Annotated in this window: 17 protein-coding genes; 10 read left to right on the top strand and 7 right to left on the bottom strand. The window is 62.6% G+C overall.

Going from position 1 to position 19,236, the window contains the following annotated elements; translation table 11 throughout:
* Positions 1-139 precede the first annotated feature (139 nt).
* From LDN90_RS18895 to LDN90_RS18880, 4 genes are all read right to left on the bottom strand, one after another.
* Positions 140-934: an amino acid ABC transporter ATP-binding protein gene (locus LDN90_RS18895; RefSeq protein ID WP_216927427.1), complete on the bottom strand. Its 795-nt coding sequence runs from the start codon at positions 932-934 to the stop codon at positions 140-142.
* Between the two features lie 11 nt (positions 935-945).
* A complete protein-coding gene (locus LDN90_RS18890) occupies positions 946-1,737 on the bottom strand; it encodes an amino acid ABC transporter permease (protein WP_216927425.1) in 792 nt (263 codons plus the stop codon).
* Between the two features lie 102 nt (positions 1,738-1,839).
* Positions 1,840-2,640, bottom strand: a complete 801-nt coding sequence (locus LDN90_RS18885; protein ID WP_223946659.1) for an ABC transporter substrate-binding protein — start codon at positions 2,638-2,640, stop codon at positions 1,840-1,842.
* A gap of 158 nt (positions 2,641-2,798) precedes the next feature.
* The gene (locus LDN90_RS18880) at positions 2,799-4,163 is read right to left on the bottom strand and encodes an isochorismate synthase (protein WP_223946658.1); all 1,365 of its coding nucleotides are present in this window, start codon (positions 4,161-4,163) and stop codon (positions 2,799-2,801) included.
* Positions 4,164-4,254: 91 nt separating this feature from the next.
* Here LDN90_RS18880 and LDN90_RS18875 point away from each other — a divergent pair, with 91 nt between their 5' ends.
* The 3 genes from LDN90_RS18875 to LDN90_RS18865 are packed head-to-tail and all read left to right on the top strand — an operon-like array spanning position 4,255 to position 7,504.
* The gene (locus LDN90_RS18875; RefSeq protein WP_223946657.1) at positions 4,255-5,025 is read left to right on the top strand and encodes a demethylmenaquinone methyltransferase; all 771 of its coding nucleotides are present in this window, start codon (positions 4,255-4,257) and stop codon (positions 5,023-5,025) included.
* Positions 5,026-5,047: 22 nt separating this feature from the next.
* Positions 5,048-6,391 carry a geranylgeranyl reductase family protein gene (locus LDN90_RS18870; RefSeq protein WP_223946656.1) on the top strand — a complete coding sequence of 448 codons (1,344 nt, stop codon included), beginning with the start codon at positions 5,048-5,050 and terminating at the stop codon, positions 6,389-6,391.
* 9 nt (positions 6,392-6,400) lie between these two features.
* Positions 6,401-7,504: a polyprenyl synthetase family protein gene (locus LDN90_RS18865; protein WP_223946655.1), complete on the top strand. Its 1,104-nt coding sequence runs from the start codon at positions 6,401-6,403 to the stop codon at positions 7,502-7,504.
* Between the two features lie 438 nt (positions 7,505-7,942).
* On the opposite strand, the gene LDN90_RS18860 is transcribed toward LDN90_RS18865, so the two are convergent.
* The 3 genes from LDN90_RS18860 to LDN90_RS18850 form a co-directional block, all read right to left on the bottom strand.
* Complete coding sequence (locus tag LDN90_RS18860; protein ID WP_223946654.1) at positions 7,943-8,797, bottom strand: type IV toxin-antitoxin system AbiEi family antitoxin domain-containing protein; 855 nt, start codon at positions 8,795-8,797, stop codon at positions 7,943-7,945.
* Between the two features lie 1,129 nt (positions 8,798-9,926).
* Complete coding sequence (locus LDN90_RS18855) at positions 9,927-10,349, bottom strand: hypothetical protein (protein ID WP_216927411.1); 423 nt, start codon at positions 10,347-10,349, stop codon at positions 9,927-9,929.
* A 13-nt stretch (positions 10,350-10,362) separates the two neighbouring features.
* Entirely contained in the window at positions 10,363-11,034 is a 672-nt protein-coding gene (locus LDN90_RS18850) for a trimeric intracellular cation channel family protein (RefSeq protein ID WP_216927402.1), read from the bottom strand.
* A gap of 63 nt (positions 11,035-11,097) precedes the next feature.
* Between LDN90_RS18850 and LDN90_RS18845 the strand changes: the two genes are divergently transcribed.
* The 7 genes from LDN90_RS18845 to LDN90_RS18815 all read left to right on the top strand — a co-directional run bounded on the left by LDN90_RS18845 (position 11,098) and on the right by LDN90_RS18815 (position 19,215).
* Entirely contained in the window at positions 11,098-11,802 is a 705-nt protein-coding gene (locus LDN90_RS18845; protein ID WP_223946653.1) for a CbiX/SirB N-terminal domain-containing protein, read from the top strand.
* A gap of 152 nt (positions 11,803-11,954) precedes the next feature.
* Complete coding sequence (locus LDN90_RS18840) at positions 11,955-13,697, top strand: nitrite/sulfite reductase (RefSeq protein WP_223946652.1); 1,743 nt, start codon at positions 11,955-11,957, stop codon at positions 13,695-13,697.
* Complete coding sequence (locus LDN90_RS18835; protein WP_216927396.1) at positions 13,694-14,407, top strand: phosphoadenylyl-sulfate reductase; 714 nt, start codon at positions 13,694-13,696, stop codon at positions 14,405-14,407. Before LDN90_RS18840 ends, LDN90_RS18835 begins: the two co-directional genes overlap by 4 nt.
* Positions 14,404-15,363, top strand: coding sequence for a sulfate adenylyltransferase subunit CysD (cysD, locus tag LDN90_RS18830; RefSeq protein ID WP_223946651.1), 960 nt, complete (start codon positions 14,404-14,406; stop codon positions 15,361-15,363). Before LDN90_RS18835 ends, cysD begins: the two co-directional genes overlap by 4 nt.
* Positions 15,364-16,776 (top strand): GTP-binding protein, encoded by a 1,413-nt coding sequence (locus LDN90_RS18825; protein WP_223946650.1) that lies wholly within the window; start codon positions 15,364-15,366, stop codon positions 16,774-16,776.
* 112 nt (positions 16,777-16,888) lie between these two features.
* Positions 16,889-17,842, top strand: a complete 954-nt coding sequence (gene mmuM, locus LDN90_RS18820) for a homocysteine S-methyltransferase (RefSeq protein WP_223946649.1) — start codon at positions 16,889-16,891, stop codon at positions 17,840-17,842.
* Positions 17,843-18,066: 224 nt separating this feature from the next.
* The gene (locus LDN90_RS18815; RefSeq protein ID WP_223946648.1) at positions 18,067-19,215 is read left to right on the top strand and encodes an ABC transporter substrate-binding protein; all 1,149 of its coding nucleotides are present in this window, start codon (positions 18,067-18,069) and stop codon (positions 19,213-19,215) included.
* Positions 19,216-19,236: the final 21 nt, after the last annotated feature.

Here is a 19,236-nt window from a genome sequence, read left to right as displayed (position 1 = left end):
GCAGGGGTTCCCCGTCGTCGTCGTGCTTCTGCGGGCCGCGCAAATTCGTAGAGGACACAGAAACGGGAGGGCGACACCCACATAAAGGTGTCGCCCTCCCGTTTGCGTGGCGCCAGCGAATCTGCGCGACGGTGAAGCGTCAGTCCTCCACGACGTCGATGTGCGTCGGGTCCAGGACGCGGCGCAGGAATTCCTTGGTTCGCGGCTGGGACGGGGCGCTAATGACGTGCTCCGCCGGGCCTTCCTCCACAACCACGCCGGCATCCATGAAGACCACGCGGTCAGCCACTTCGCGGGCGAAGCCCATTTCGTGCGTGACCACCAGCATGGTCATGCCCTCCTGGGCGAGCTTGCGCATAACGGCCAGGACATCGCCTACCGTCTCCGGGTCAAGGGCGGACGTTGGCTCGTCGAATAGCATCAGCTGCGGGTCCATGGACAGGGCCCGTGCGATGGCGACGCGCTGCTGCTGGCCACCGGAAAGCTGGTCCGGAAAACGGTCGGACAGGTGGCCGAGGCCGACGCGTTCAAGGTTCCGGCGTGCCACCTCGGCGGCCTCGGACTTGGAACGCTTGAGAACCTTCATCTGCGAGATGGTGCAGTTATCCAGCACGCTGAGGTGCGGGAACAGGTTGAAGTGCTGGAACACCATCCCCACGCTTTGGCGCATCCGGTTAAGGTCTACGTCGGGGTCGGTGGCCTCGAACTTGCCTACATTGATGGTGCCCGCGTTCGGGTGTTCAAGCAGGTTCACGCAGCGCAGGAGGGTGGACTTTCCGGAGCCTGACGGCCCGATCAGGCACACAACCTGGCCCGGTTCAACGGTCAGCGAGATGCCCTTGAGGACCTCATTGTTGCCGTAAGACTTGCGGAGATCCTTGATGTCCACGCCTGCGGCGCGAACAGCTGCGGTGCTCCCGGTGGAGTTATTCATGACTGTCCTGCCTATCGCTTCGTCCGCGCGGAGCGGCTTTCGAACTTCCGTGCCAGGAGGCTCAAGGGGATGGTGATGACCAGGTAGAAGGCACCGGCCACAAGCAGCGGAGTCAGGCCGGCTCCGAGGCTGGAGATGCCATCGCGGCCGAACTTGGTCAGCTCATACTGGGACGCGGTGAGGCCCAGCACGTAGATCAGCGAGGAGTCCTTGGTAAGCAGGATGATCTCGTTGGTCAACGGCGGCAGGACGATTTTGAAAGCTTGCGGAATGACAATGGAAACCATCGCGCGCCAGTGCGGCATGCCCAGTGACCGAGCGGCTTCCATCTGCCCCCTGGGAACGGCCTGGAGACCGGCGCGCAGGGTTTCGGCGATATACGCGGAAGCCACCATACCGAGGGAAACCATGACCACGATGTTGACGTCCCACTGCACACCGAAGGCCAGGGGTACGCCGTAACCGAAGGCGATGAACACTAGCAGGGCGGGGACGCCGCGGAAGAATTCGATGTATCCAGTAGCGATCCAGCGGTACAGCGGGAAAGAGGAGAGCTTCATCAGGGCGAGCAGCAGACCACCGGAGAGGCCCACAACGAAGGCAAGTGCCGTGTAGATGAGGGTGTTCTTGAGGCCGATGAGGAAGATATCGGGGAACATCGGGCCGATTTTGGCGAAGTTGAAGACGCTGTTTCCAACGGTCTTCCAATCCACGGCGAGGATCACTGCGGCCACGGCCACAACGAAGATCCCGGCCTGGACGTACAGACTGACTTTGGCTCGTTGACGTGCAGTCATTGCCATGGTGTTCTCACATTCGTGTTGCGCAGGAGGGGCCCCGAACGGACTGCCTAAACAGATCGTTGCGGGGCCCGCCTGCGTGATTCTTGGGAGCCGGAGCTCGGACTACTTCTTGGTGGCTTCGCCGAACCAGGTTGTCTCGAACTTCTTCAGGGTGCCGTCATCGGTGATGCGCTTCAGGGTGGCGTTGACGGCATCAGCCATGGCTGTGTTGCCCTTCTTGATGGAGATGCCCAGCTTCTCGCCCGTTGCGTAGTCTTCAACGCGCTTGAGTTTGGAATCGTCCATGATGGCGTAACCCAGAACCGACTGGTTGCCGACCGCGGCGTCGATGGTGCCCGCCTTGAGGGCCTGGACCAGGAGACCGGAGTCCTCGAACTGCTGGGCGTCGATTCCCTTGTCCTTGGCGTACTGGGCACCGGTGGTGGCCTGCTGGACGCCAACCTTCTTGCCCTTTGCGCCGTCAAGGTTGCTGATGCCCGAGGACGAGGTAGCCACGAGGGTCAGGTCGTCGTCCATGTAGGGGCTGGAGAAGTCCATGACGTTCTTGCGGACGTCGGTGATGGAGATTGAGGAGATGGAGACGTCGCAGCCAGTCAGTGCGGTGCCGGTCTCGATGGCTTCGAAGGAGCTGTCAACCACGTTGAGTTCGGCCTTGAGGTCCTTGGCCACTTCATTGGCGATGTCCATGTCGAAGCCGACGATCTTGCCATCCTTCTGGAACTCGAAGGGCTCGTAGGGGACGTCCGAGCACACCGTGAGTTTGCCGGCATTGATGAGCTGGGGGCCTGAGCCACTGGAGGCAGCCGGAGTGGAGGAGCCGCCGCAGGCGGTCAGGGCCAAGGCGCCTGCTGCGAGCACGGCGGCCATCTTGGTGCCGGACAGAACCGAACGGGAGATCTGCATGTTTTTTACCTTTTGTTGCAGTGGGGGCTGAACTGAGTCGGTTTTAGTGTAGCGCCGAACCTGAGATGTGCATCACAGAAAACTAAGTTTCACTATTGGATAACTAGTTTAGCGAATATGCAAGCGGCACCCGAAGGTCCCTGTCTGAGATCCCAGATTCAGCGCTGGATCCCCAGTGCCTCGAGCATTGGCCGGAATTTCGCCCAGGTCTCGGCGAGCTCGGCCTCCGGCTGCGAACCTTCCACGATCCCGCAACCCGCGTAAAGCCGTACCGTGTTGGCGTCCTCGATGACCGCGCCGCGCAAGGCGATGCCCCACTCGCCATTGCCTGCTGCATCGAGCCAACCCACCGGTCCGGCGTAGGGACCACGGTCCAGGTGCTCCAGTTTTCGGATCAGCGCACCGGCCACCAGAGTAGGTGTTCCGCACACTGCCGCAGTGGGATGGAGCGCGTTGATCAGGGCCAAACAAGTGGGCACATGACCTTCGATATCGGCAAGCTCAGCCTTGACGTCCGAGGCCAGATGCCAGACGTTGGGCAGTTCAAGAATGAAGGGCTCGCTGTGGGAGTTCATCGCTTCGGAAAACGGCGCCAGCTGGCGGGTCAGCGAATCAATTGCGATCTCATGCTCGTGGCGCTGCTTTTCAGATCCGGCCAATACCCGCTCGGCGTACGCCATGGGGGAGCCGTCCACACCTTCGGCGTCGCGGCGATCCAGGGTTCCGGCCAGCACGCGAGCCTGGGCCGTGCGACCCTCCACTTGGATCAGCATTTCCGGTGTCGCACCCACAAGGCCGTCAACACCATACGTCCAGCATTCCCGATACCTCGCCGCCAGTTGGCGAAGCACCTCCGCAGCGTTCACGCCGGCAGGAAGGTTGGCGACGACGTCGCGCGCCAGGACGAGTTTCTCCAGCTTGCCGGTGCGGATTTCCGCCACGCCGTTGGAGACGGCGTGCATCCAATCCGTCTCGCTCAACGACCCCCGGCTGAGGTAACCAGCTGCACCGTTGGGCGAAAAAGCGTCCGGTGACAGCCCGACGTCGGACCCTCCTGCCGCAATGGCCTCGCCATCGCCTTCGAATGGCTCGGTGCTTGTCAGCCAGCGGTCCAGAGCGGCGAGGACGCCCGCCTCGGTGAGCTCGGCGTCGTCGAACGTTAATTGGGTGGCCCAGGCGCGGCCATCACGGATGCCAACCACCATCTCCGGAACGATCAGCCGGGAAACGTGCGGGGACATCTTGGAAAAAGCGAACGAGCCAAACGCAACCGGGCCAGTGCCCGGAACCTCCACGCGATCGGTGATCTCGGCCTCAAGTATGAGGTGCCGCCACCAGATATCGGCCTCAAGAAAGCGCTCCGGACCGGAGGCATTGAACCGGGTCAGCTCGCCATAGCCAACAAGGCCGGCTTCACGCCGTGACCAGCAAAGGACATCGTCCCGGACCAGAAACGACGGCAGCCCCCCGGAGGATGATTCGACATCGAGGGGGACTGTCAAGGTACGGAGCGTGCTCGTCATGATGGAACAACAGTACTCCCGCGTGCCGCCAGAACCTGAGCCGAGTTCTACAGCGCAGCAAACTCGGCTGAATGTCTGAGACAATTACAAGGTGAACCGAGCATCCTTGGAAAAGCGTCCGGACGAAGTTGCGACGATGTTTGACGATGTCGCCCCCAAATACGATGTCGTGAATGACGTCCTCTCCATGGGGCAGACGCGTCGGTGGCGCCGGATCGTGGTCGACGCCATGGATGTGAAGGTGGGCCAGAAGGTCCTGGACCTCGCTGCCGGAACGGGCACTTCAAGCGAACCGTATGCCGATGCTGGCGTGAATGTTGTGGCCTGCGACTTCTCCCTGGGCATGCTCAAGGTAGGCAAGCGCCGCCGCCCGGACATCGACTTCATCGCCGGAGATGCCACCAACCTGCCGTTCGCGGACAACAGTTTCGACGCTTCCACCATTTCCTTCGGCCTGCGGAACGTTGTGGAACCGCGCAAAGCTCTCGAGGAAATGCTGCGCGTGACCAAGCCCGGCGGCCGGCTGGTCATCGCCGAGTTCTCGCACCCCGTGGTTCCCCTGTGGCGCAACCTTTACACCGAATACCTGATGCGCGCCCTGCCGGCCATCGCCACGAAGGTTTCCTCCAACCCCGACGCGTACGTTTATCTTGCGGAATCCATCCGTGCATGGCCTGACCAGGACCACCTGGCCCAGTGGCTCAGCGACGCCGGCTGGACGGACATCACCTACCGCAACCTCAGCGGCGGCATCGTGGCAGTTCACCGCGCGCAGAAGCCAGCCGAGCACCGCGAAAGCGTTCCCGTTGCCAAGCTTCGCCGCCAGATCAAGCCGCGCCGGTCCGGCAGCCAGCCCAGCTGACGTGCCACTTATTTAGGACGACGTGAAAGTACTGATTGTTGGCGCGGGACCCGCCGGGTCCACCGCCGCCTATTACCTCGCCCAGGCCGGCATTGATGTCACAGTGCTGGAAAAGACTTCCTTTCCGCGCGAAAAAGTTTGCGGGGACGGTCTCACGCCGCGCGCGGTCCGTGAGATCCAGAAGCTCGGATTGCCGCATGCTGAGTCCGAGGGCTGGCGCCGAAACAAGGGGCTTCGACTCATCGCGGGCGGCCGTACCATTGAGCTGCCTTGGCCCGAGGTTTCAGACTTTCCCACGTATGGACTGATTCGCACGCGTCTGGGCTTCGACGAAGAGTTGGCCCGTCACGCCCAGGCCGCGGGCGCCGTCGTGCTTGAACGCCACAGCGTCACCTCGGCATTGCAGTCCGACGACGGCCGCGTCATCGGCGCACGTGCATCCATCCTTGACGAGTCCGGACGCAAGACGGGCGAGACGCGCGACTTCCATGCCGACGTCGTACTCGCCGCGGACGGCAACTCCACGCGAACCGCCGTGTCGCTGGGTATACACAAGCGTGACGATCGCCCGCTGGGCGTTGCAGTGCGCACCTACTTCACATCTCCCAGGCACGAAGACGACTGGATGGAAGGCTGGCTGGAACTTCCCGGCAAGTCCGGCAAGCCTCTGCCCGGTTACGGCTGGGTGTTTGGCGTCGGCGACGGAACGTCTAACGTCGGCCTCGGAATACTGAACTCTTCCAAAGAATTCGGCAAGCTGGACTACAAGCAGGTCCTGCGCGAATGGACCGCCGGAATGCCCGCCGACTGGGGTTTTACACCCGAGAATCAGGTAGGCGAGATCCGCGGCGCTGCGCTGCCCATGGGCTTCAACCGCACGCCGCACTACTCGCCCGGGCTGCTCCTGCTAGGCGACGCCGGTGGCATGGTGTCACCGTTCAACGGCGAGGGTATCTCTTACGCCATGGAGTCGGCCCGCTACGCCGCCGAGTTCCTGATCGACTCTGCTTCGCGTTCGGCCTCTGCCGGTTGGACCGCCGACGACGCCGACGCCCACCTATCGCGGTACGCGGACTATGTGCGGGACCAGTGGGGATCGCACTTCACTTTGGGTCGAATGTTTGCGTCCTTGATCGGGAAGCCGGCCGTGATGAAGCTTGCCCTACGCACGGGAATGCCGATTCCGATGCTGATGCGTTTTGTAGTGCGCATGCTCGCCAACCTCACGGATCCGTCCGCGAAGGGCTTCGAAGACCGCGTGATCCGCGTCCTTGAGATGCTCGTCCCGGCCACGTCCAACACTTCCTCTGTCCGTCCTTTTAAGGCGGCAGACTCCGACACCGCGGTTTCCGCAACAACTAGTTAGGGTTAAGCCGTGACGAACTCTGCCGAACACAGCTGGACGCATGCCGGGCACGGCCTGCCGGACACTGTTGAGCCTGCCCCCAACACCACCGCGATCGCAACGGGTCTCCAGCTGCCCGCCGGTTTTGCCGCTATCGCCGGCGACGCCGAACTCGGCCCGGCTATCACCACCAACCTTGCCCGCGTGGAAAAGAAGCTTCGCGAAGCCATCTCCAACTCGGATCCCCTGGCTGACGCGACGTCGCGCCACCTGGTGGAAGCCGGCGGCAAGCGCATTCGTCCGCTGCTCACGCTGCTGTGCGCGCACCTTGGAGATGCTTCACGCCCCGAGGTTGTCCAAGCGGCGGTTGTGGTTGAACTGACGCACCTCGCCACCCTGTACCACGACGACGTCATGGACTCTGCACCGTTCCGCCGTGGCGCTCCGACCGCCCACGAAGTGTGGGGCAACTCCGTGGCCATCCTCACCGGCGACCTCATCTTTGCCCGTGCCTCCATCCTGGTCTCAGAACTCGGATCCCGCGCACTCGGCATCCAGGCCCGGACCTTCGAACGCCTCTGCCTCGGCCAGCTTCACGAAACCGTCGGCCCGCGCGAGGACGAAGACGCCGTGGAGCACTACCTCTCCGTCATCGCCGATAAGACAGGATCCCTGGTTGCAGCCTCCGGCCAGCTTGGTGCGATCTTCGCCGGCGCCGACCCCGCGTTTGAGGACCTCCTGGTTGAGTACGGCGAGAAGGTTGGCGTGGCCTTCCAGCTTGCCGACGACGTCATCGATGTCACCGGCGTGAAGGTCAAATCCGGCAAGTCCCCGGGCACCGACCTCCGCGAAGGTGTTCCCACACTGCCCGTTCTGCTGCTCCGCCGCGATGCTGCTGCCGGTGATTCGTCAGCGGCTGAGCTCTTGAAGCTTGTGGACGGGGACTTGACGTCTGATTCCGCCCTTGCCGATGCTGTGGCCGGTTTGCGCGAACACCCGGTGACCACTGAATCCTGGAAGATCGCTCGCCAATGGTCCGCCGAGGCCGTTGCCGCCTTGGCCCCGCTGCCTGAGGGTGTGGTGAAGGCGTCATTGACGAACTTCGCGCATGCAGTGGTGGACCGGAGTAGCTAGCTTTCTCTTTGTGGCTGTGGGTTCCTGACTTTATTTGGGTTGCCGTCTGCCGTTGTGCAACCTTTTTGGGTTGCGTGTTGGCTGAATTGGTTTCAATGAGGGTGAGGATGCCACGGGCGTGGTGATAGTTCACGACGCCGGGGGCTACTTGGGCGTCTGGGGTGTGGGTTCCTTACCTTGTTTGGTTTCCCTCCAGCCGTTGTGCAGCCGTTTTGGGTTGCGTGTTGGCTGATTTGGCTTCAATGATGGTCAGGAGGCTGCGGGCGTGGTGATAGTTCACGACGCCGGGGGCTACTTGGGCGTCTGAGGCGTGGGTTCCTGACCTTGTTTGGTTTCCCTCCAGCCGTTGTGCACCCCTTTTAGGTTGCGTGTTGGCTGAATTGGTTTCAATGAGGGTCAGGACGCCACGGGCGTGGTGATAGTTCACGACGCCGGTGGCTACTTGGGTTGCAAGCGTGACGGTCCGAAGCGGCCGGCTACCCTGTTGGCCAAGACAGTGAGCACCTCGGACACCATTCGCTCAGGGTTATGAACGACGTCCGCGTAGTAGTAGCGAAGGACCAAGTGGCCGCCCCGGATACTGGCGTTGTTCCGATATTGGTCCTTTTTCACTTGTTTCCCTTCCAAATGTGTACCGCCGTCGAGTTCGATGACCAGACAATCGTCGATCAAGCAGTCGACTTCCCCAACCCCGGGCAGCTGCACGTGCATGCGGACGCGGAGTCCCGCCCGCACAAAGTGAGTGTGGGCCAGAACCTCAAGCAAGGAATCCGCCCTTGGCAGGACTAGATCGAGGATTGACCGGGCCTTGCCGTTCCGATTCCCGGTAAGCCTCGAACGGAGGTAGTCAGGAGTGAGCAGGGCCAGGGAGATCGCGCTTTGAACCATGACCAATGATTCCAACTCAGGCAAGCAACGAAGGGCGTGCATCAGGACGTCGGCCACTCCGACTACCGGAAGATATGGGTGGCGTGGATGTAGGGCTAATGCGTGATTAACTACTGCTGGATTGGGCAGACCGTTACCGCAGGTCAGGTGCAGGATGTCCGGATCGTGAAGCGTCCAGAACCCGTAGAACCGCGCGGCCGAGATGCACGTCAGACGACCATTCGCACGAAAGGCCGCAACGACGTCGGGGTCTGCTCCCTTGGTGACATACACGCCGCGCTGTACACGTTCGATAGCTCCCGATCGTGTGGCCTCGGACAGGGAGCGTTCTGTAAAACCGGCCCGTTTTAGATCCGTGGTCCTGGCTGCTCCATGCCGGGATTGAAGGAATTCGATGAGGTTCATTCGGTCATGCTTCCGTGCTTTCAATCCTGAATGTGCTGTGTTTTGCAGCTATGTGGATAACTGCACGGATCCGTAAATAAGATCTTGGTTGTGGGAAAATCATTGACGGCAAAAGTTGCATATGTGACAGACTTGTCATAAGCTATTCACGGATCCACTAAATGCCTCCGGTGGGTCTGATGCGAACGGAGATTGTGGTCCCGGTTCGGTGCAGCGTATGACTCGTAACGTTGCAGCGGACCGGGGCCATTCCGTTTTAACAGCAAGACCTCAGTGGGACGCTGCTTCAGGACCTTGTTTGGAGGACCGGCAGCTCTAATGCAACTCAAATAGGGTGCACAATGGCACTGGCCCAGCCAAACATGGTCAGGAAGCCACGGCCCCCAGCGATTGGCGCGGGCTGGGGGCCGGGGTGAGTGCCGCCGTCGTGGGTGCTGGTGGGGCATGGAGGCCGGCGGGCCGTTGCTTCGAGACCTTCTTTGGAGGACGGGCTGCGCTAATGCAACCGAAATAGGGTGCACAATGGCCCTGGCCCCGCCAAACCTGGTCAGGAAGCCACAGGCCCCAGCGATTGGCGCGGGCTGGGCCGGGGTGAGTGGTGCCGTCGTGGTTGTTGGTGGGGCCTGGAAGCCGGAGTGCCTTGGCTTCAGGACCTTCTTTGGAGGACGGGCCGCTCTAATGCAATCGAAATAGGGTGCAAAGTGGCCCTGGCCCAGCCAAACATAGTCGGGAAGCCACAGCCCGCAGCGATTGGCGCAGCTGGGCCAGGGGTGAGTGCGCCGTCGTGGGTGTTGGTGGGGCGGCTGGAGGGCCGTGGCTTCAGGACCTTGTTTGGAGGACGGGCAGCTCTAATGCAATCGAAATAGGGTGCACCATGGCCCCAGCCAAGCCAAACATAGTCGGGAAGCCAGAACCCCCAGCGAACAGCCTGGCGGGGCGGCGGGGGAGGCGTGGCTTCGGGACCTTCTTTGGGGGACCGGCACCACAGATGCAACCGAAATAGGGTGCAAAGCGGCTGTAGCCAAGCCAAACATGGTCAGGAACCCACAGCAACCCCAACCAGAACCCCCAAACAAAAACAGCCCCCACACCACCCAACAAAGGGAGCGCAGGGGCTGCCAGTCAAAACCTAGTCTTCGTCGTTGAACGCCCACTCGAACATGTCGAAGACGAACTCGGAGAATGTGCCTTCTTCGCTCTTCCACTGCCCGCGGGCGTTGTTGCGGCGCCAGACGATGGGGTCTGGGATGCTGACATCGGCGATGCGGAAGCCCCAGGTGAACTGTTCCTCTTCGTCCTCGAGGAACATGAGGAAACCGTCGTCGTCCACCTCGAGTTCTTCGGGATCCCAGAAGTAGTGGTACGCCTCCATGAGGTCTTCGCAGCCGCCAAGAGCGAGGTAGAACTCGCGCAACGCCAGCGGGATCGTGAAGGAGTGATCGGCGAGGGCCTCGTCCAGTTCCCCTGGTGTGAGGCCGTCTTCTTCCTGCCATTCATCCTCGAGATACTTTGGGACCAGCGCGCGGAACTTCTCGAGGAACATGTCAGTCATGCTCTTATCCTAGCTAATCGCGGGCACCCGAAATTGCGCCCGCTCCGGTGCCTCCACGCTGCCATCCGCGCACGGCCAATGGCACGTACCAACTGCGCCTCCAGGCTGTGACGCGGAAGGCGAAAACGATGCCGGCCACCAGGCATGCAGTGAGCCCGCTAAACAGGCCAAGGTGCCAGAGCAGGGTGGTCAATCCAGCCCCCACGAACGCGGGTAGCGCGTAGATGTCGCGGGCATCAAAAAGGGTAGGAATCTCGTTGGCGGTGATGTCGCGCAGCAGGCCGCCGCCCACTGCTGTTGTGACGCCCAAAAGGATCGCAGCCACGGGATTCATGCCGGACGTGAGTGCCTTCAACGTTCCGGTGATGCAGAACAAGGCGAGCCCGCCGGCGTCGAACAGGGTTAAAAGGGACGTGAAGCGCTGCACGGACGAGAACAGGAAGTACACCAGCAGTGCGGCGAGCAGAGGCGGGATCAGATAGACCGGATTTGTGAAAGCAACAGGGGGTCCGGCGTTGATGACCACGTCGCGGATCGCGCCACCACCGAGCGACACAATGGACGCGAGGAGTACAGAACCCACGATGTCGAATTGTTTGCGGGCTGCCAGCAGCGAACCCGAGACCGCGAAGAAAAACACGCCGACCAGGTCAAGCCACAGAAGGACAATGTCGATGGAAATCAAGTGGACGGGTTCTTTCTGCCTGCGACTCTCAGTAGTTGCTGGCTCAACGTTACGCTAGCTCCCATGAACAGCCCCGTTTTGATCGCCTGTGCCCACGGAACCCGCAACGCCGAAGGCCAGGCCGCCATCCGCCAGGTCATGGCCGAAATCGAAGCCCTGCGCCCCGGCCTACAGGTGCTTGAGGCGTACGTGGACGTGCAGGAGCCTGAGCTGTCCGGCGTGGTGGAAGGCCTGCCTGAGGGGACGGCCGCCGTCGTCGTACCGCTTTTGCTGAGTACCGGCTTCCACATCAAGGTGGACGTGCCCAAGGCGATCAAGAGCCGGCCGGAAGTAGTGGCCGCGAGGCCGCTGGGTCCGGACCCGCGCTTGGCTGAGTTGCTCGCTGCGCAGCTGCGCGCTGCCGGGCTGAAGGAGAACGACGGCGTGCTGCTGGCTGCCGCGGGATCGTCCCTTCCGGACGGCTCGGTGGACTCCGAGGAGCAGGCGCGGCAGCTGGCCGAGCTTCTGCCGAACAAGGTTCGCGTCGCCTATGGTGCCAGCGCGCAGCCAACAGTGCCCGACGGCGTCGCCTCTTTGCGTGCCGAACTCGCCGAAGACGGTGGAACAGGGAGGGTTTTCGTGTCCTCGTACCTGTTGGCAACTGGCTACTTCCACGATCAGCTGGCCAAGGCTGGAGCGGACATTGTTACGGCTCCGCTGTTGCCCTCGCCGGTTCTCGCGGAGATAGCGCTGGAGCGTTACGACGCCGTTCTGGCAAGGGCGTCCTAACCTTTATTTGCGCGGTGGGAGCACAAAAAGGACCTGCATATACAGGCCCTTGGGACAAGGCCGCTGGCGTGTTCGTGACGAAATGTTTCCCTAGGTGACTTAGCGTTTCCGGACCTTTGCTGACGAAAACTGGCCAGACCTAAAGTCGACGTATGACAGATACAGCTGTAGCCGGTGCGCCCGCGGACTCCGCAGTCCCCTCGCGCCCAGCACGCACCCGCCCTGCCGCCAAGCCTCACGGCCAGTGGAAGGTTGATGGCACTGAGCCACTCAACGCCAATGAAACCTGGAAGCAGGAGGACAACGGGCTGAACGTCCGTGAGCGGATTGAGTCTGTCTACTCCAAAGAGGGCTTCGACTCGATCGACGGCACCGACCTTCACGGCCGTTTCCGCTGGTGGGGTCTTTACACCCAGCGCAAGCCCGGGATCGACGGCGGCAAGACCGCTACGCTCGAACCGCACGAGCTCGAAGACAAGTACTTCATGCTTCGCGTCCGCATTGACGGCGGTGCGCTGACCACCGAGCAGCTGCGCGTTATCGGCCAGATTTCCGTGGACTTCGCCCGCGGATCGGCCGACCTCACGGACCGCCAGAACATCCAGTTGCACTGGATCCGCGTGGAAGACGTGCCGGAAATCTGGCGCCGCCTTGAATCCATCGGCCTGTCCACCACCGAGGCCTGCGGCGATGTTCCCCGCGTCATCCTGGGTTCGCCGGTTGCCGGCATCGCCAAGGACGAGATCATCGATCCCACGCCGCTCATCCACGAGCTCGCCGAGCGTTTCATCGGCGACCCCGAGCTGGCCAACCTGCCTCGCAAGTACAAGACTGCGATCACCGGGCACCCGTCCCAGGACGTTGTCCACGAGATCAACGACTTCGCCCTGGTGGGCGTTGTCCACCCCGAACTCGGTGCCGGTTACGACCTCTGGGTTGGCGGCGGCTTGTCCACCAACCCCCGCATGGCCGAGCGTCTTGGCGTGTTCGTCTCGGCGGACGTCGCCGCTGAAGTTTGGCTCGGCGTCACCAGCATCTTCCGCGACTACGGCTACCGCCGCATGCGTACCAAGGCCCGCTTGAAGTTCCTGATGAACGACTGGGGTCCGGCCAAGTTCCGCCAGATCCTGGAAGACCAATACCTTGGCTTCAAGCTTCCGGACGGCCCCGCCGCTCCCAAGCCCACGGCTCCTGGAGACCACATCGGCGTCCACGAGCAGAAGGACGGCAAGTTCTTCATCGGCGTGACCCCCACCGTGGGACGTACGTCCGGTGAGTCCTTGGTGAAGCTCGCCGACACGCTGGAACAGCACGGCAGTTACCGGCTGCGCACTACTCCCCACCAGAAGCTCGTCATCCTGGACGTAGCCAAGGAACAGGTGGAGCCGCTCATCGCAGAACTGGACACGCTGGGCCTTTCCGCCCGTCCGTCCGTGTTCCGCCGCGGCACTATCGCCTGCACGGGCATCGAGTTCTGCAAGCTGGCAATCGTGGAAACCAAGGTCACGGCAGCCACGGCCATCGCCGAACTGGAACGCCGCCTGGCCGACCTCGTGGAGACCAAGCAGCTCCCGCAGGCACTTTCACTCCACATCAACGGCTGCCCCAACTCCTGCGCCCGCATCCAGACCGCGGACATTGGCCTCAAGGGCATGATGCTGCCAACGCCCGACGGCGACCCCACCCCGGGTTTCCAAGTCCACCTCGGTGGCGGACTGGCTAACAACGAGCGTGAGGAAGCCGGCTTGGGACGTACTGTCCGCGGCCTCAAGGTCACGGTCGAAGACCTGCCTGATTACGTGGAGCGTGTGGTCCGCAAGTTCGTCGCTGTTGGCGCCGAGGGCCAGACCTTCGCTGAGTGGGCACACTCCGCAGATGAAGGAGACCTCCAGTGACGACAGCCCTCAAGCGGTCCAACGAAGAACTCAAGGCACTGGCCGAAGCCGGAGCCGCAGAGCTCGGCTGGAACGCGCCCGCCCGCGATGTCATCGCCTGGGTAGCACGGAACTTTGAGCTCCCCGCAGTAACCGTGGCTTGCTCCATGGCCGACGCCGTTCTTCCGGCCTTGGTCGCTGACCAGCTTCCCGGCGTCGACGTGTTGTTCCTGGAGACCGGCTACCACTTCAAGGAAACGTACGAGACCCGCGACGAAGTTGCCGCCAACCTGCGCGTCAACGTGGTGGACGTCCTCCCGGAGAACACCGTTGAACAGCAGGACCGCCTGCTGGGCAAGGACCTGTTCGCCCGCGACCCCGCCCAGTGCTGCGCGCTGCGCAAGGTAGAGCCGCTGCGCCGCTCGCTTGCCGGCTACGAAGTGTGGTTCACCGGTGTTCGCCGCGACGAAGGACCCACCCGCACCAACACGCCGGTGATCACTTGGGACGAGGGCTTTGGCCTGGTCAAAGTTAACCCGATGGTCGACTGGACCTTCGACCAGTTGGTCGAGTACTCCGAGGACAACATCCTTCCCGTCAACCCACTCCTGAGCCAGGGCTACCCGTCAATCGGCTGCCAGCCCTGCACCCGCAAAGTGGCCCCGGGTGAAGACCCCCGCGCCGGCCGCTGGGCAGGATCCGACAAGACAGAATGCGGACTACACACATGAGCACGTACACAACAGAGGAGTCCACAGTGGAAGTTGCAGCGGCAGTCGACGCCCCTTCAGCTCAACGCCTGAGCAGCCTGGACACCCTCGAGTCCGAAGCGATCCATATCATCCGTGAAGTGGTTGCCGAGTTCGAGAAGCCCGCACTGCTGTTCTCCGGCGGCAAGGACTCCGTGGTCATGCTGCACCTGGCCACCAAGGCTTTCTGGCCGGGCAAGGTTCCTTTTCCGGTCCTGCACGTGGACACGGGCCACAACTTCCCGGAGGTCCTGGAGTTCCGTGACCGCACCGTTGAACGTCTCGGCCTGAAGCTGGTTGTTGGCTCGGTCCAGGAGTTCATCGACCGCGGCGAACTGGCCGAGCGTGCCGATGGCACCCGCAACCCGTTGCAGACCGTTCCGCTGCTTGATGCCATCCAGCGCAACAAGTTCGACGCCGTGTTCGGCGGCGGCCGTCGCGACGAAGACAAGGCCCGCGCCAAGGAGCGCATCCTGAGCCTCCGTGACGAATTCGGCCAGTGGGACCCGCGCAACCAGCGCCCCGAGCTGTGGAACCTGTACAACGGCCGCCACACGGTGGGCCAGCACGTCCGCGCGTTCCCCATCAGCAACTGGACCGAGCTGGACATCTGGCGTTACATCGAGCGCGAGAACATCGAGCTGCCCGGCCTCTACTACGCCCACGAGCGCGAGGTCTTCGCCCGTGACGGCATGTGGCGCGCTGTGGGCGAGGTTTCCCAGCCGCTCCCGCACGAGGACGTCATCACCAAGACTGTCCGCTACCGCACGGTGGGCGACATGTCCTGCACCGGTGCCGTCGAGTCCGACGCCTACACCGTGGCCGACGTCGTAGTTGAAGTCGCTGCCTCCACCCTGACCGAACGTGGCGCCACCCGCGCAGATGACCGCATCTCCGAGGCAGCCATGGAAGACCGCAAGAAGGACGGCTACTTCTAAATGAGCACCGAAACCGCATTCCTGCAGGCCGGACTGGAGTCCGCGCCGCTTCCGTCCACGCTTTTCCGCTTCGCCACTGCCGGATCCGTGGACGACGGCAAGTCCACTTTGGTGGGCCGCCTCCTTCACGATTCGAAGGCGATTCTTGCTGACACGCTCGACGCCGTAGCCCGCACTTCTGCCGACCGCGGCTTTGGTGGGGACAAGGGTGGGATTGACCTCGCCCTCCTGACCGATGGCCTGCGTGCTGAGCGTGAGCAGGGCATCACCATCGATGTCGCTTACCGCTATTTCGCCACCGACCGCCGGAGCTTCATCCTGGCGGACTGCCCCGGCCACGTTCAGTACACCAAAAACACGGTGACCGGCGCGTCCACTGCGGATGCCGTCGTCGTGCTTATTGACGCCCGCAAGGGCGTGCTGGAGCAGACCCGGCGGCACCTGTCCGTGCTGCAGTTGCTGCGCGTTGCCCACGTCATAGTGGCAGTGAACAAGATCGACCTGGTGGGCTTCAGCGAGCAAGTGTTCCGTGACATCGAAACTGATGTGCAGAAGGTTGCCCGCGAGCTCGGTCTGGGATCCGATGGCGTAGCTGATCTTCTGGTGGTTCCCGTTTCGGCCCTTGACGGCGACAACGTGGTGGACCGCTCGGAGCGAACCCCTTGGTACACCGGGCCTGCGCTCCTTGAGGTCCTTGAAACCCTCCCCGCCGCTGATGAGCTCGAGGCCGAACTGGAGAGCTTCCGCTTCCCGGTTCAGCTGGTGATCCGTCCGCAGGGTGCCCTTGCTCCGGATGCTGTTGCTGCCGGGCTCGACGTGGAGGCCTACCGCGATTACCGTGCTTACGCCGGCCAGATCACTGAGGGCTCCGTGAAGCTCGGCGACGAAGTCACTGTGCTGAGCCCTGGCCACGAGCCGCGCATTACCCGGATTACTGGCATCGACTTCGCCGGCACGGAACTTCAGGAAGCGGCTGCTCCGCAGTCGGTTGCCGTTCGTTTGGCTGACGAGATCGACATTGCCCGTGGCGACACCATCGCTGCCGCAGGCACGGTCCGCGAAAGCACGGCTGACCTGTACGCGTCGCTGTGCTGGCTCTCGCCCAAGCCCCTGCGTGAAGGCCAGAAGGTTCTGGTGAAGCACGGTACGCGCACGGTCCAGGCCCTGGTTCGCAACGTCACCGGCAAGCTGGACCTGGCCACGTTCAACGTGGAGCCCGCCTCAAGCCTTGAGCTCAACGACATCGGACATGCCCAGCTTCGCCTGGCGGCTCCGTTGCCGCTGGAGAACTACCTGCACCACCGCCGTACGGGCGCCTTCCTGGTGATCGACCCCATCGACGGCAACACCCTTGCCGCCGGTCTGGTCAAGGACCACCCTGGCGATCACGAAGACGAGCGCTACGTCATCTAAGGTCGAAGAGTCAGATAGACCGCAGCTTGTTCGAAATTCCCGGCCTTGTACGGCGGGGATTTCGAACAAGCTGCGGTTTTTTCATTGAGCGATTTAGCAGGAAGATCACTACATGCCCCAGAACACAGCACTCAGCACCCTGTTGGACTCCGGTGAGGACCTCGTCCTAGATGGGGCCCTCGCCACGGAATTGGAGGCCCACGGCTGCGATCTTGAGGACGCATTGTGGTCGGCCAAGGTCCTGCTGGAGCAGCCACACCTGATCAAGCAGGTCCACCGGGATTATTTCGACGCCGGTGCCTCCGTGGCCATTACGGCCAGTTACCAGGCCACTCCCCAGGGGTTTGCGCGGCGAGGGCTTTCCGTGGAGGAGTCGTTGGAATTGGTGGCGCGGAGTGTCCGGCTAGCCGACGAAGCACGTCGCGAGCACGCTGCGGCGAACCCTTCCAGCGGCCCTCTTTTGGTTGCGGGGTCCGTGGGTCCATATGGTGCCTACCTTGCCGACGGCTCGGAATATCGGGGCGATTACACGCTGAGCACCGCGGAGTTCATGGATTTCCACCGTCCACGCATTGCCGCTCTTGTGGAAGCCGGGGCAGATTTCCTGGCGTGCGAGACCCTGCCGTCGTTCGCCGAAGCGGAGGCTCTGTTGGCGCTCGTGGCGGAGTTCGACGTCGAATCCTGGTTTACGTTCACCCTGCAGGACGCGGAACACATCAGCGACGGAACCCCGTTGGCTGAGGTGGCTGCGCTGCTCCGTACGGAGCCGCGGGTGGCCGCCGTCGGGGTTAACTGCGTGCCGTTGGAACTGGTGACGCCCGCTCTTGGGACGCTGAACGGGTTCTCGGACAAACCGTTGGTCGCCTACCCGAACTCGGGCGAGACCTACGACGCCGTCACGAAGACGTGGGGTCCTTCCGAGGGCGGCCTGGGCACAACCACTCTTGCCGGGAATGCCCCCGATTGGCGCGAGCGGGGAGCCCGGCTGATCGGTGGCTGCTGCCGCACGACGCCGCAGGACATCCTGAAGCTCGCCGCCACCATGACGCCACGTGACCCTTCGTGAACGCAAGTGCCGCACAACCCCGCGCAACATTGAAGGCCTGACGCCGAATATGACGTCACGTGACCCTGCGTGAACGTTGGTTTCTGTGGGATTGAAGCCGAAATATGACAGTCCCTACTGTGAAGGCATGACCTTTCCGGAATGGTCCTTCCTTGCCCCGAGCGGGCGATGTCACGGGGCCTGATCTTCGCCCCTTCGCATCCACATCTCATTAGGACCTCCCCATGGCAAACACCCCCGAGTCACAGAAGCCCGATTCCGGCACCATCCGCATCGTCGCCGGTGAGACCAACAAGCCCAAGCGCCGCCGCGCCCTTGAGATCGGCCTGGCCGTCGGCCTTGTCCTGCTGATCGGTGCAGGCGCTGCGGTTGCCTCTGCCGTCTCCCGCAGCAACGAGGCCGCTCCGGCTCCCACGACGTCGCCCGCTGCTGAGCTCAAGCTTGGCTACTTCAGCAACGTGACGCACGCCCCGGCCCTGGTAGGCATCAGCCAGGGCATCATCGCCAAGGACCTCGGCGATACCAAGCTCAGCACCCAGATCTTCAACGCAGGCCCTGCCGCGATCGAGGCTTTGAACGCCGGCGCTATCGACGCCACGTACATCGGCCCGAACCCGGCCATCAACTCCTTCGTCAAGAGCAACGGCGAGTCCGTCAGCATCATCGCTGGCGCAGCAGCAGGCGGAGCACAGTTGGTGGTCAAGCCCGGAATCAACTCCGCGGCCGACCTCAAAGGCAAGGTCCTCGCCTCGCCGCAGCTTGGCGGCACCCAGGACGTTGCTCTCCGCTCTTGGTTGGGTCACCAGGGCTACAAGACCAACCCGGACGGCAGCGGCGACGTCACGATCAACCCGACCGAAAACGCACAGACACTGAAGCTCTTCCAGGACGGAAAGCTCGACGGCGCGTGGTTGCCTGAGCCGTGGGCCTCCCGTTTGGTCCTGGAAGCAGGCGCGAAAGTCCTGGTTGACGAGAAGGACCTGTGGGACAAGGGCGAATTCACCACCACCATCCTGATCGTGAACAAGAAGTTCGCCGCTGAGCATCCGGAAACTGTGAAGGCACTGCTCAAGGGCCATGTTGAATCCGTGAACTGGCTGAACTCCGCAACTCCAGAGGAGAAGGCGAGCACCATCAACGCTGTCCTCAAGGACACGGCCGGAAAGCCGCTCCCCGCCAACGTGATCGACCGAGCGCTGAAGAACATCACCTTCACCACGGACCCGCTCGCCGGAACATACAAAAAGCTCCTGCAGGACGGCGTAGATGCTGGCACCACCAAGGCTGCCGATATCAACGGCATCTTCGACCTCCGGGCCTTGAACGAAGTAGAGGGTAAGAAGACCTCCGCTGCAGGTCTCGGCCAGGACTAAGCACCAAACGGCTGGTCTGCT

The organism is Arthrobacter sp. NtRootA1 (assembly GCF_019976975.1).
GTDB lineage: Bacteria > Actinomycetota > Actinomycetes > Actinomycetales > Micrococcaceae > Arthrobacter > Arthrobacter aromaticivorans.
Note: the sequence above shows the minus strand (reverse complement) of the source record. Positions and strands in the feature narration are given on the sequence as shown.